Source organism: Comamonas sp. (genome assembly GCF_009360615.1).
Taxonomy (GTDB): domain Bacteria; phylum Pseudomonadota; class Gammaproteobacteria; order Burkholderiales; family Burkholderiaceae_C; genus Comamonas.
The window spans coordinates 78,428-92,102 of sequence record NZ_SPEY01000006.1; the positions used below are offsets into that span (position 1 = coordinate 78,428).

The 13,675-nt window shown below is 64.2% G+C and carries 10 protein-coding genes; 3 read left to right on the forward strand and 7 right to left on the reverse strand.

Going from position 1 to position 13,675, the window contains the following annotated elements; translation table 11 throughout:
- Positions 1-98: 98 nt before the first annotated feature.
- From E2583_RS01445 to E2583_RS01455, 3 genes are all read left to right on the forward strand, one after another.
- Positions 99-1,790 (forward strand): 2-isopropylmalate synthase, encoded by a 1,692-nt coding sequence (locus E2583_RS01445; protein ID WP_291592612.1) that lies wholly within the window; start codon positions 99-101, stop codon positions 1,788-1,790.
- A 272-nt stretch (positions 1,791-2,062) separates the two neighbouring features.
- On the forward strand, positions 2,063-4,456 hold the full coding sequence (locus tag E2583_RS01450; protein WP_291592487.1) for an adenosylcobalamin-dependent ribonucleoside-diphosphate reductase: 2,394 nt from the start codon (positions 2,063-2,065) through the stop codon (positions 4,454-4,456).
- Between the two features lie 226 nt (positions 4,457-4,682).
- A complete protein-coding gene (locus E2583_RS01455; RefSeq protein ID WP_291592489.1) occupies positions 4,683-5,330 on the forward strand; it encodes a dihydrofolate reductase family protein in 648 nt (215 codons plus the stop codon).
- A gap of 204 nt (positions 5,331-5,534) precedes the next feature.
- Here the strand turns inward: E2583_RS01455 and E2583_RS01460 are convergent, their stop codons facing one another.
- From E2583_RS01460 to E2583_RS01490, 7 genes are all read right to left on the reverse strand, one after another.
- On the reverse strand, positions 5,535-6,977 hold the full coding sequence (locus E2583_RS01460) for a chloride channel protein (RefSeq protein ID WP_291592491.1): 1,443 nt from the start codon (positions 6,975-6,977) through the stop codon (positions 5,535-5,537).
- 206 nt (positions 6,978-7,183) lie between these two features.
- Positions 7,184-7,540, reverse strand: a complete 357-nt coding sequence (locus E2583_RS01465; RefSeq protein WP_291592493.1) for a DUF3325 domain-containing protein — start codon at positions 7,538-7,540, stop codon at positions 7,184-7,186.
- Positions 7,537-7,854 (reverse strand): hypothetical protein, encoded by a 318-nt coding sequence (locus tag E2583_RS01470; RefSeq protein WP_291592494.1) that lies wholly within the window; start codon positions 7,852-7,854, stop codon positions 7,537-7,539. Before E2583_RS01470 ends, E2583_RS01465 begins: the two co-directional genes overlap by 4 nt.
- Positions 7,851-9,449 carry a PepSY domain-containing protein gene (locus tag E2583_RS01475; RefSeq protein WP_291592495.1) on the reverse strand — a complete coding sequence of 533 codons (1,599 nt, stop codon included), beginning with the start codon at positions 9,447-9,449 and terminating at the stop codon, positions 7,851-7,853. The genes E2583_RS01470 and E2583_RS01475 overlap by 4 nt, the downstream gene beginning before the upstream one ends.
- Before the next feature lie 52 nt (positions 9,450-9,501).
- Entirely contained in the window at positions 9,502-12,003 is a 2,502-nt protein-coding gene (locus tag E2583_RS01480) for a TonB-dependent receptor (protein ID WP_291592497.1), read from the reverse strand.
- A gap of 99 nt (positions 12,004-12,102) precedes the next feature.
- Positions 12,103-13,086, reverse strand: a complete 984-nt coding sequence (locus E2583_RS01485) for a FecR family protein (RefSeq protein WP_291592499.1) — start codon at positions 13,084-13,086, stop codon at positions 12,103-12,105.
- Positions 13,083-13,550 (reverse strand): sigma-70 family RNA polymerase sigma factor, encoded by a 468-nt coding sequence (locus E2583_RS01490; protein ID WP_291592501.1) that lies wholly within the window; start codon positions 13,548-13,550, stop codon positions 13,083-13,085. Before E2583_RS01490 ends, E2583_RS01485 begins: the two co-directional genes overlap by 4 nt.
- Positions 13,551-13,675: the final 125 nt, after the last annotated feature.

Below are 13,675 nucleotides of genomic sequence, written 5' to 3' on the forward strand. Positions count from 1 at the left end.
GCGCATGGTCCCATCCCGGTCTCCCCGGACCCCGACCTTAGCCAGCCCCATTCGGTCAGGGAGACCCGGTGATTGCTCCAACCCACTTCAAGGTCTCTATGCTGGCTGATCCCTCTACCAAATACCGCGCATTCCCCGTGGTGAACCTTCCCCACCGTCAATGGCCTGCCCGTACATTGACGCAGGCCCCTGTCTGGCTGTCGACCGATCTGCGCGATGGCAACCAGGCGCTGTTCGAACCCATGAACCACGAGCGCAAGCTGCGGCTGTTCCACGAACTGGTCGCCATCGGTTTCAAGGAGATCGAAATCGGCTTTCCTTCGGCTTCTCAGACCGACTTCGACATCGTTCGCCACCTCATCGACGCCCGGCTGATTCCGAACGACGTCACACCTATGGTCATCTCCCAGCTGCGCGAGGACCTGATTGCCACCACGGTGTGCAGCGTGACTGGCGCACGCCGCGTGATCGTGCACCTGTACAACGCCGTGGCCCCGGCCTTCCGCGAAATTGTCTTTGGCATGGAGGTCGCGCAGATCATTGCCATGGTCGAGCACCATGTGCGCCATCTGCGCGCGCTGACCGAGCAGCACCGCGAAACCGAATGGGTGCTGCAGTACTCCCCCGAGACCTTCTGCATGGCGGAGCTGGACGTTTCCCTGGCCGTGTGCAATGCCGCGATTGCCGCCTGGGATGCCGGTCCCGCCCGCCCCATGATCATCAACCTGCCGACCACCGTGGAGGTTTCCACTGCCAATGTGTTTGCCGACCAGATCGAATGGATGGACCAGCGCCTGGCACGACGCGAACACATCACGCTGTCGGTACACCCCCACAACGACAGGGGCACGGGCGTGGCCTGCGCCGAGCAGGCCCTGCTGGCCGGCGCCCAGCGTGTGGAGGGCTGCCTGTTTGGCAACGGAGAGCGCAGCGGCAATGTGGATCTGGTGACCCTGGCCCTGAACCTCTACACCCAGGGCATTGCTCCCGGCCTCGATTTTTCCGACATCGCTGCCGTGGCCCGCATTGCCGAGGCCTCTACGGCCCTGCCCATCCACCCCCGTCACCCCTATGTAGGCGATCTGGTGTTCACGGCATTCTCCGGATCGCACCAGGATGCGATTGCCAAAGGCTTTGCGGCACAAAAGCCTGATGCTCCCTGGCGCGTTCCCTATCTGCCCATAGACCCCCAGGACCTGGGGCGCACCTACGACAGCATCGTGCGCGTCAACAGCCAGTCGGGCAAGGGCGGGATCGCCTTTCTGCTGCAAAAGGACAGGGGCATCACCATGCCAAGGCGCATGCAGATCGAGTTCAGCGCCATCGTCCAGACCTGGGCCGACAGCAGCGAAACCGAGTTGAGCAGTGCGCAGATCTGGTCATTGTTCGAAGACACCTATCTGCATGCCCATGCCCGGTCACCGGCCTTGCGCTACCGGGAACACCGCCTGTTCGACGGCGAGCAAGGCCAGGGCATCGAACTGCACTGGCGCGATGCGCACGGGCAGAACAGGCAAAGCCGCGGCATGGGCAACGGTCCTATTGCCGCCACTGCTGCTGCACTGGACCTGCCGCTGCGCATCGACAGCTACGAAGAGCGCAGCCTGGGCAACGGTGCCGATGCCTGCGCTCTCGCCATCGTCGAAGCCGCCTGGCCTGGGGTTCCCGGCTCACGGTTTGGCGCAGGCATGCATGCGGACCCCGTCACGGCCTCGGTCTTAGCGGTCGTGAATGCCGCTGTACGCTTTGAGGCCGAGGTGATTCGGGCCGACACGCCCAACCCTCGCTAGGCCCGGCTCCTTGCCGCCTGCAGCGACCTCGTGGGGGCGGCGCTGCGGGCTCCCGCGAGCCGGAACTCGCCCTGTCACCGGGCGTCGCCGCCTGCCAGCGCGTGCCCCTGCTGCCAAAGGGTCTGTCACAATTCCCCGGCGGGGCCGGTCTGCCGCTGGCAGCCCCCGGCCAGCAGGAGTCCTTTGGATGTTGCGCTGTGTCACGTCACTTTACGGCCGTCTGCGCTACAAAGTCGCATTGCATTCACGTTGCATTGAGCATGAGGCACGCCATGAAAACACCTCCTTTGCAGGCCATCAGCCAGGACGTCCTGGCCGAAAAATATCTGGCCGACGGCGAGCAGTCCGAACACGATCTGTTTGCCCGAGTGGCACGAGCCCTGGCCGCCGTCGAGAAGCCCGAGCTCCAAGCGCTATGGGAGCAGAAATTTCTGCTCAACCTGGAACTCGGCGCCATCGGCGCCGGCCGCATCATGGCCGCTGCGGGACTGGACACCAAGGCCACACTGATCAACTGCTTCGTGCAGCCTGTCGCCGATGCCACGAACGGCTTCGACTCCCAGGGCAACCCCGGCATCTACACGGCACTGTCTCAGGCGGCCGAGACCATGCGCCGCGGCGGCGGTGTGGGCTATGACTTTTCCAACCTCCGCCCGCGCGGTGCTCTGGTACGCGGCACCCACTCCAATGCGTCAGGCCCCTGCTCCTTCATCGATGTCTTCGATGCATCCTGCACCACGGTGGAGTCTGCGGGTGCCAGGCGCGGCGCCCAGATGGGCGTGCTGCGCATCGACCACCCCGATGTCATGGAGTTCATTACCGCCAAGCGCCAAAAAGGCCGCTGGAACAATTTCAATGTCTCGGTCGGCGTGAGCAATGCCTTCATGCAGGCAGTCAAGGACGATGAAGAATGGGACCTGGTCCATGTCGCCAGCCCCAGTGATGCACAGATTCAGGCTGGCGCACACCGACGCGATGACGGACTGTGGGTCTATCAAAGCCTGCGTGCACGCACGCTGTGGGATGCCATCATGCAGTCGGCCTACGACTTTGCCGAGCCCGGCATCCTGTTTCTCGACAACATCAATGCAGACAACAACCTCTGGTATGCCGAACAGATTGCCGCCACCAACCCCTGCGGCGAGCAACCGTTGCCCCCCTACGGCTGCTGCGACCTGGGCCCTGTCATCCTGCCGCGATTTGTGCGCGAACCGTTCACACCTCGGGCTTTCTTTGACCTGGAGGCCTTTCGCGCTGCCGTCGCCGTACAGGTGCGCATGCTGGACAATGTCCTGGATGCCACCGTCTGGCCCCTGCCCGAGCAGCAGCGCGAGGCACAACAGAAACGCCGCATCGGCGTGGGCTTCACGGGGCTGGGCGATGCCTTGATTCTCCTGGGCCTGCATTACGCCAGTGCTGAGGGTCTGCAGCAGGCCGAGACCATCGCCCGCACCATGCGCGATGCTGCCTATGCCGCCTCGGTCGAGCTGGCACGGGAAAAAGGGTCCTTCCCGCTGTTCAACGCCAAGCAGTATCTGAAAAGCGGCTTTGCCAAGCGCCTTCCCAAGGATCTGCGCACGGACATCAGAAAACACGGGCTGCGCAACAGCCATCTGCTGTCCATCGCTCCCACGGGCACGGTATCCCTGGCCTTTGCCGACAATGCGTCCAATGGCATCGAGCCCGCTTTTTCCTGGACCTATACACGCAGAAAGCGCAAGGCTGACGGCGGCGAGCAGCTCTACACCGTTCAGGACCATGCCTACCGGCTCTTCAAAGCCTTGCGCGGCGACGAGACACCGCTGCCCGACTTCTTTGTCAACGCGCTGGAACTGAGCGCCAGCGAGCATGTGGCAATGATGCGCTGCGTGCAGCCCTTTATCGACACCTCGATCTCCAAGACCGTCAACATCCCGGCCGACTATCCCTTCGAGGACTTCAAGCACCTCTACATGGAATGCTGGGAGGCTGGACTCAAAGGCTGTGCCACCTATCGCCCCAACGACACCCTGGGTTCGGTGCTCTCCACAGAATCAGCACCAGATACCTCTCAAGCGTCCCCCGGAAGATCGCAAGCTGCCACGCATTCAACTGGCAGCAACGGCATGACGGCCGTCATCGAACGTCGCCCCGAGGGACCGCTCAATGCCGTGGTCGACAAGATCGAATACTTCACGCATGACGGCATACGGCGTCTGTATCTGGTGGTCAGCTTCATGGTGGTCGATGGTGTGGAACGGCCCATCGAGTTCTTCATGCCCGTGGGGCAGACCGGAGAAAGCCAGCAATGGATCACGGCCACCATGCGCAGCCTGAGCCTGGCCGCGCGTGGCGGCTTTCTGGACAAGGCCCTCGCCGATCTGCGCAAGGTTGCCTGGGACCGAGGCCCTGTACGCTACGGCAGCAGAACACGCGAGGACGGCAGCCGCATCCCGCTCTGGCACGACAGCGAGGTGGCATTGCTGGCCTATGCCATCCAGAGCATCATTGCCAACCGGGGCTTGCCCCAGCCGGCCCCCAGCACGGCGGCCACGCCAGCTGCCGCCCCCGAAGACCACGGCTCGGTCCCTGGCAAGAAATGTCCCGACTGCGGAGCACATGCCATGATCAAGAAAGATGGCTGTCAGTTCTGTACCGCCTGCGGCTTTGTCGGGTCATGCGGTTGAATCATGGATCGCATCCGTGGCGACCGCGCTGAACAGCGTGCGGGATGAACGAGTACGCTGCTGCGGCGTCCGTTTCGGGGGCTAGCCGCAGCTCCAGTCCGACGCGGCGTTCGGCGCACCGCCCTGCACTCGACAATGCCATGGATGGCCATGGGGGCGGGTGGCGAGAGGCAATCTTGATTCGAGGCCATCGATCATCGCTCCTTGATCTGAAAGGCATTCCGTCATGACAGTCAAAGTCCTGTGCTTCGGCACCTCGCTGGATGGCTACTCCGCCGGCCCCAGCCAGGATCTGCAGAACCCTCTCGGCGTCGGTGGATCCGCAATCCTCGAGTGGTTCTTCCCCACCCAAGTCTTTCAGCGCATGCACGGAGGGTCTCAGGTTGGCGAGACAGGTGTTGACAATCAAATGGCCGAGCGCTCCTTCGAGAACATCGGTGCGTGGATTCTGGGTCGCAATATGTTCGGACCGGTACGCGGCCCTTGGCCCGATGGAGGCTGGAAGGGCTGGTGGGGCGATGAGCCCCCCTATCACGTGCCGGCATTTGTCCTGACCCACCACGCGCGGCCCATGCTTCGCATGCAGGGCGGCACTGATTTTCACTTCGTCACGGAGGGCATTGCATCGGCACTGGCACAAGCCAGGGCAGCCGCAGGGGCTCGCGATATCCGCATCGGTGGCGGTGTGGCCACCGTGAGACAGTTCCTGCAGGCGCGACTGGTCGACGAGCTTCACCTCGCCGTAGCGCCCCTGTTGATGGGGTCCGGCGAAAACCTGTGGCAGGGCATGGATATGCGGGCGCTGGGCTATGAGGTCGCCGAAGTGAGGCAGGGCGAACGGGCCATGCATGTGATGGTGCGCAAGCAGGCGTAGGGCCTGAAAGCTCGGTCCCTCCTGATACCGCACGCGAGCCAGCGGTAGCGCCCGCCCCCCTGCACGGTGCCTCTCTCAAGGAGCATGCCGGCGCACCCCGCTGGCTGCGCCTCCCCCTGGGTCGACCGCACTCCTGACTGCACCCATGTATCAGCACTTTCCAGCCCAATCATGTTCAATTCCATGCAGGCGGAGCTGATGAATTCAACGGATGTCCTCACCCTGACGCGCCTCATGCACGGTATCCGCTACGGAGGACTCTTCCCGCGTCGCTGACTGCGTGGACTGCGCTGGAGGCACAGCAGTCTCTGGCTCCGGCTCCTTCGGCAAGGAGGCTCTTGCCACCTGGAGCATGTGCAAAGCCAGCGACTCATAGAGCGGCCGCGCAATCATGCGCGAGATCATGCTGGCAATCATGGCGGAGGCCATGAGGCTCAACACCAGGGCATGGCCGTCCACCATCTCCATCACGATGATGAATGCCGTCAGCGGTGCCTGGGTGACGGCCGCCAGAAAAGCCGCCATGCCCATGGCGATCAGGGCCGGCGCTATCTCCGTCGTGCCGGCAAGCGATGCCACGTTATTGCCCACTCCGGCACCGATAGAGAGAGAGGGCGCAAAAATACCGCCCGGCACCCCCACCCAGGCCGACAGCCAGGTGGCGATGAACTTGAGCGTGACATAGAACTCGGGCACATCGGCCTCGCCCTGAAGCATGTGCTTGACAGCTTCCGAACCCGCGCCGAAGGTGGCACCGCCGGTGACCACGCCGATGACGGCGATCAGCAGGGCCAGCACTGCGGCAAAGCGAATCGGAAAACGTGACCTGAGCTTGTTGAGGCGCTCGGTAGACGAGGTCAGGGAATGGGTCATGAGCTTGGCGAACAGTCCGCCCAGCACGCCGCAGGTCAGCGCAACGGCCAGGCACGGCAACAGGTCGCGCCAGCTCAGCTCGGCCACGCGGATGCGGCCGAAATAGCTCAGATTGCCGAAGACCGAGACCCCCATCAGGCCGGCCAGCACAATGGCCGCGATGATGAGGCCGCTGGAGCGCGACTCCAGCTTGCGCGAGAGTTCCTCGATCGCAAACACCACGCCTGCCAGCGGGGCATTGAAGGCGGCAGCGATGCCCGCAGCGCCGCCCGCCACCAGCAAGGCATGGGTGTTGATGACCGACTTGGGGCCCAGCCAGCGCCGCGCCGAATGCATGACACCGGCAGCCACCTGCACCGACGGCCCCTCGCGCCCGATCGACAGCCCCGCGAGAAAACCGGCGCTGGAGAGCACGATCTTGGCAAACGACAGCCACAGCGACACAAAGCGCTGGCGCAGACCCGGATCGACCGAAGGCTCCAGCGTAGCAATCACCTGGGGGATGCCCGAGCCGCTGGCCCCCGGCGCCCATTTGCGCGTGGCCCAGACCGCGGCCGCCGTGATGGCCGGCATCCAGATCAGCACCAGCCAGCCGTTGACGCCGTGGTAGATGCTCTCGAAAAACCCGAAAGCCGCCTCGGCCAGCAGTGTGAAAGCCACCACGCTCAGGCCCGCTGCCGCCGCATACGCCAGCACCACCGTCCGCTCCAGCCAGCGCTTTCCGTCGCGCATCTCTTCATTGAGGTTATGGAAGAAATCTGGCTCTTGCTGCATGGGCGGGCATTCTTTTCGGAGCGGGTGCAAAAATGGGCGGATGCCCACATTCTGCGCCAGCGGCAGGGCTGCGCAGATCGGCAATAGCCACAAGGTGTGCCCACACAGGTCTTTACAACGGCCACCCTGGCGCCACCTACGTGAAGCATCAGACCGGAGAAGCCTGGGGCAGTGCCGGAACGATCAAGCCGCACAGGCCGTATCGCTCACTCCCTGAAGGCCGCCATGAGCGTCCCGGCCAAGGCCGCCAGACCGCCCATGGCCACCAGCACCGCGCCGGGCCCGGGCCAGTAGGCGAACATCCATGTGAGGGCCAGAGCGGCCACACTGAGGCCTCCCAGCCAGAAGATGCTCCCCACCGCTGCTCCCCACAAGCCCGCGCAAAGCCACAGCGCAAGCAGGATCAGGGCCGCCCCGACCAGGCGCAGCACGGCGCGCCGCATGGGGCCGGGCTCGCCGCGCGCCACGAGCTGATCACAATGCCTGTCCATGGCCTGGCTCAGCACCAGCACGCCCGCCAGACACAGCGCCAGCACGCAGACGATCACCTGCCACAGGCTCATGCCATGCCCTCCAGCGCCAGCAGAGCGCCCCCCAGCAGGACGGCCGAGACGGCCATGCGTGCCAGCGCCCTGGGCAGGCTATGTACATGGAAGACCCAGAGCGCCATTGCCGTGTAGAGCACAAAGCTGATCAAGGTGGACAACTGCACGGCAGGTGCTCGCTGCATGGCACCCACGGCCACCAGCACCTGGGCCAGCACGCTGCAGGCCAGCGCCGTGAGCACATACCCGCCCAGCACCGCCATCAGCACACGCAGCAGCACGGCCCAGCAATGACGCCTGGCCTGCGACCTGCTCGTGAAAGCCGTCTTCATGCCGGACCTCCTGTGCTCGCACCTCGACCGGCTTGCGGCTGCGCCCTGCTCCTGCCGCGCTGCGATTTTTCATGCCGCCATGCGCTCCAGGCCGCCATCAGCCCCAGCATCAGGCAGGTCAGCTCCAGCCCGGCCCGCTGACCATCGGCCTGCGCCAGATAGACCAGCAGGTGCTGGCCGGTGGTCATGGCATTGAGCAGCGGCAAGCCCAGGCACAGCAAGGCCAGTGCGCATAGCTGCTCGCGCCAGGCCTGGCGCGCCGTGCGCAGCAGCGCATGCAGCAGGCTCAGGCCCCAGACCGCGAAGAACACGCGGACTTCCCAGCTGGAACGCGCCGTCAGCACCATGGGCAGCAGACGGTTGCCATACAGATAGGCCACGGAGGCCAGTGCCGAGCCTGCCAGCGACGCCACATTGAGCGCATCGATGCAGCGGTACATGGAAGGCGTTGCCACGCCCCATTCATGACCGCTTCTGGCGCGGCGCTTGACTGCGAACAGGATCGTGCCGCTGGCAATCATGGCCGTGCCGATCAGGCCCAGCACAAAGTACAGCCACTTCATCGCCCAGCCGCCAAAGGTGACCAGATGCAGGGCGCTGATGACGGGATAGGTATCGGCTGCGAGATGGCGACCCTGGGGGTTTGCGGGTCCCTGCAGTAGCTGGCCGCTGGCGGCATCGAAGGTCACTGAGCGCGGGGCGTTGACCAGACGACCCGTCGCCGCTGTGTCCGGGTTGCTTTCGGTGAACCGCACCGTGGCTCGGACGCCATCGGGTCGCTGCAGCAACACGCCCGCCACCGGTTCCGTCAGCAAGGACTGCGCCCTCTGCGCGAGGCTGACCAGGTCTGCGCCGGCGAGGGCGGGCGCAGTCGAAAAGGCACCCATGGCAGGTCTGGCATCCAGCTCGGAGTCGTAGCGGCTGTATGCCGAGCGCTCCTGCCCGTACAGGGATTGCAGCGGCCAGGGCATATAGCTGGTGTAGAAATGCGCGAGTCCCGTATACACGATCATGAACAGAAAAGGCAGGGTGAGCACGGCCGATGCGTTGTGCGCATCCAGCCAGGAGCGCTGGCCCTTGCCGGGCCGGAAGGTGAAGAAGTCCTGAAAGATGCGCCGGTGCACGATCACGCCCGAGGCCAGCGCCACCAGCATGCACATGGACACCAGCCCCACCACCCAGAAGCCCGCGAGGCCGCCCTGCAAGGAATAGTGAAAGGACATGAAATGCCGGCCGCCCTCGGTCCGGCGCAAGGCGGCCTCGGGCAGGACTTTGCCCGTCTGTGCATGCAGGCTGGCCTGCATGTTGCCGTCCCTGCCCGAAGCGAACACCTTGACCCCATCACCCTGGCGCTGGGGCACACCGATGCGCCAGAGACTGGCCTCAGGTGCTTTCCGGCCCAGATGCTGCTCGGCCAGCTGCAGGGCGTGCAGACGCTCTTGCGCAGAGAGCGCCGGCCTGTTCCCGTCCTCCACAGGCGCTCCCTGCATCCATTGCGTGATGGGCTCACGGAAGACGCTGATCGAGCCCGTGAGGAAAATCGCACAGAGCAGCCAGCCGCATACCAGGCCGCACCAGGTATGCAGCCATGACATGGTCTGGCGAAATCCGGGTTGTGATGACAACTTGCCTCTCATGCCAGCCTGCTCAGAAAGCACCACGCACGGCCAGCAAGACCGAGCGCGGTTCACCAAAGTAGTTTCCGCGGCGCAGCTGCCCTAGCATGGCGTAGTATTTTTTGTCGGCGACGTTGGCAACAGTGACCGATACCGTCCAGTTTCTGTCGATGCGATAGACAGCGCGCAAGTCGAGCACGACACGCCCTCCTTCCCCCATGCGCACCGAGGTGTCGTCATCGGCAAAGTAGGAATAGCCGCTTTGCGCTGCAACGGCGCCGCCAAGGGTCCAGGCACTCCACTCGCCCGGCAACCGGTAGGTGGTCGATGCACGCAGCAGATGGCGCGGAGTCTCCGCGCTGATGCTTTTTCCTTCGTCGTCGTGGCTGCGCACAAAGGTATAGCCCGCCGCGACCTGCCAGCCGGGAAGCAACTCCCCACTGGCCTCCAGCTCAAAGCCCTTGCTTCGCAGATTGCCGCCGCTGCGATAGCAGTCCGGCGATGCCAGAGAGCTGGGACACAGACCTGCGTGCGCAGCATCCGGCACCGCGAGACCTTTCTTGCGGATGCCGAACACGGCGGCGGACACATTCAATCGCCCACCATGAAGCTCCCCTTTGAGTCCGGCCTCATAGTTGGCTCCGACTGCAGGACTCAGAGGTGTGCCGGATGCGGTCAGATAGGCGCTTTGCGGCTGGAAGCTGTCGGCATAGCTGATATAGGCAGACCACTGCCTGTTCAGGTCATAGACCAGGCCCGCATACGGCGTCAGCTCCCTGCTTTGGCGATAATTGCCCGACACCTGGCCACTGAGGCTGTCAAAGGCGTTGTACTTCAGCCAGCTCAGCCGTCCGCCCAGGCTCAGGTGCAAAGGATCGCTCAGTTGCAGACGCGCGCTCACATAGATGCCGTACTTTTCGTCGCGTGAGCGGCCCTGGCTCTCCCACTCAGGACGCACCGGCTCGGGTATGGCGCCGTGATCCGGGTTCGAAATATCAATCGCCGAGCCGTCACCCAGGCCTGCCGATTGGTCCACCACCCGCTGACGCGAACCATTGGCCCCCATCAGCATCTGATGCCTGCGACCGAAGGCTTCGAAGCTTCCGGAGGCATTCACGTCCAGCCCATGGCTGACGATATGCGTGTCCTTGAAGTACAGAGTGTAGAAACGCGAACCGATGCCCGTATGGCGGTCTACCGCACCGCGCGCAATGGCAGCCTTCTGGTCCAGCTGGCCCTCGGTGCGATTCAGCGAAAGCTTGACGCGCCAGTCCCCCTGCAAACGATGCTCCACATCGGAAAACAGCTCGGTCACCGAACCCTTCTGGCGATTCCAGTTCTGCACCAGTGATGTCGTGCGTGATAGGTCCAGCGCCCCTCCATCGGAGTAGCGAGGCAGACCGAACAGCCAGAAGCCGTCGATGGCCTTTTCCTGACGACGCGCACCGATGGCCAGCGTAGTGTCGCGGCCCAGATCCGCTTCGACGACCCCGTAGAGCATCGGAGCCCGCGACCTGGAAACGTCGTAGAAGTAGCCGCGATCCTGATAGGCCGCCACCACCCGTCCGCGCACCGAACCCTCCTGGTTCAGCGGCCCCCCGGCATCGACTTCCGTGCGCAGATTGCCCCAGGAACCCGCACTGAGCGCCAGCTCCAGGTGCCTTTCCGTACGCGGGCGTTTACGTACCAGGTTGACAGCCCCGCTGGGATCCGCCGCACCAACCTGCAGCCCTGCCGCACCGCGGAGAACCTCCACGCGGTCGTAGATCGCCGTATCCAGGGGAAGCCATCCTACCGAGGAGTAGACCGTGCCCGGCACGCCATCGACCAGGTAGTTGTCGTTGTCCAGCACGAAGCCGCGAATGGCGAACTTGTGATCACCAAAATTACGCTGCGTTTTTGTCACGCCCGTCGCCTGCGCCAGGACCTCGTCCAGGGAGTGGAGGTTCTTGTCGTCCATCTGCTGGCGGGTGATGACGCTGACAGACTGGGGAGTCTCGCGAATCGACAGCTCCGTCTTGCCGATGCTGATCTGCCGGGTGGTGTATGAGCCCGTGCCCTCGGTCATCGGGTTCAGTTCGCCCTGAGCGGTCACCGTCACTTCGCCAAGGGTCACCGCGGCCTGTGCTTTCGGCCGTATCTGGACGACTGCCCCCATCGAGACGGCCTCCAGCCCGCTACCCGCAAGCGATTTGGCCAGCGCCTCGTTCAAGGTCTGAACGCCTTGCAGCGCCGGTGCCGTGCGGCCTTCCACCAAGGCAGCGTCGACCGAAACAGACACTCCCCAGGTTCGGGCCAGTGCATTCAACGCCTGCCCCAGAGGCTGGGCGGACAGGCTCAGATTGCGCGAGGTGGTCATGGCGGCCTGACTGCCGGCGTTCTGGGCATGGGCCATCGGTAGCACCGCAAGGGCAGACCAGACCAGACAGCGCATGGCAATGGTCAGTGCCATGCTGCCCAGGCTGCCGCAATGCGGAACCGTCCCCGTACTCTCCTCCTGATCAGAAGATCCATGAGAGTGATTTGTTTTCATCCGATACATCCTGTGAATGGCTTGTCAAAGTGCTTTCACAGTGAAGACGGATGAAATGGCGTTTCCCGGACAAAAATTTTCAGCCGGCCTTGCCTGTCTTCAGCGCCGACGGATCGAGACTCTGCCATCGGGCAACGACTGCACACGCACCGGCAGTGAGCGCGGCAGGCTGGCGATGAAAACGGCAGGCTCGTGAAGCTTGAAGCTGCCGGTCAGCCTGAGGGAGTGCAAAGAGGGGCCTCCGTTCAGTACCAGTGGCCGGGCGAGATAGTCATTCCACCGTGCCACGACTTCGGACAACGGCGTGTGGTCGAACACCAGCCAGCCTTCGCGCCAGGCCCCTACCTCCGAGACATCGAGCGAGTAGCGCGCAAGCGCGCCGCCTGCATCGATGCGCAGGCCCTGGCCCGGCCCCAGCACGGCATCGGGGTGCTGATCCGCCATACGGGCTTGCTGCCATACGGCCACACGGCCCCGGGCCACGCTGACCTGCAGGCCGGCAGGCCGCAGGGCCACGGAGAAAACCGTGCCCAGCACACGCACCCGGCCCAAGGCTGAGTACACCTCGAGCGGACGCTCTGCATCACGCGCCACATCGAGCCGGATTTCTCCCTGCCGCAAATGGATCCTGCGCCGCTGTCGGTGGAACTCCACCGAGGCATTGGTGCCCGGCGCCAGATCGAGCTGGCTGCCGTCGGACAGTTGACGGCTCAGGTGCTGTCCATGGCCGGTATGCAGCGACATCTGCTCCAGCGGCTGCATCCAGTGCCAGCGGCCGAGCAGGCCTGCCAGGCCTGACACACCGGCCAGCCCGAGCACCGACAGTGCACGTCGGCGGTTCTGTTGCAGGCGCGCCGAATGAGTCGCGGGCAAGGGCACCTCACACTGCAGGGCACTGCCGTCGGTCTGCGCCCAGCCCGCCAGGGCAGCCCGGGCGGCCAGTTCGTTGGCGGGTTCGCTGGCACGCCAGCGGGCCAGCGCGCGGGTCGCGGCCTGGGCCGTTTCGGGACTGGCACCATGCTGGCGAGCAATCAGCAACAAGGCGTATTCCAGCCGCTTGCGCCCGGGCGTCTCCACCGTCATGACTTGAGCCCCATGCAATCGCACACGGCACGCACCACATGCTTTTCGATGGCGGCTTCGCTGATATGCATGTGCGCAGCAGCCTCGGCATGGCTGAAACCATAGATGCGCACCAGCACAAACACCTCGCGACGCTTGCGCGGCATGGCCTGCAAACGGCGGGCGAGCACCGCCAGTTGCTGTCGCGCCTGCACCTGACGCTCGGCCGATGGCGCGTCGTCGACCCCCACCACGGCCAGGGTCTGCAGCATGCGGGCTTCCGCGGCGCGCCGTCGTGCATCGTCGATCACGATGTTCTTGCCGGTGCGAAACAACAGTGCCCGCAAGTCCCGTACTGCAAGATCTTGCGACTGCATGGCAAAGACGCGGGCATAGCTTTCCTGCACCACGTCGGCGGCCGCATCCCGGCTATTGAGCGAGCGGGCAAAGAAACTGACGAGTTCTGCGTAATAGTGCGCAACCACGGGGACACCTCGACCTCTTGCGAGGCATGCAGCGACGAAGCGGAAAAGCGCAGACTCTATCAGAAAATGAGAATCAATCTCATTGATTGCGTATCCCGAAACCTCCTCGCATGGGCCCTGGGCCG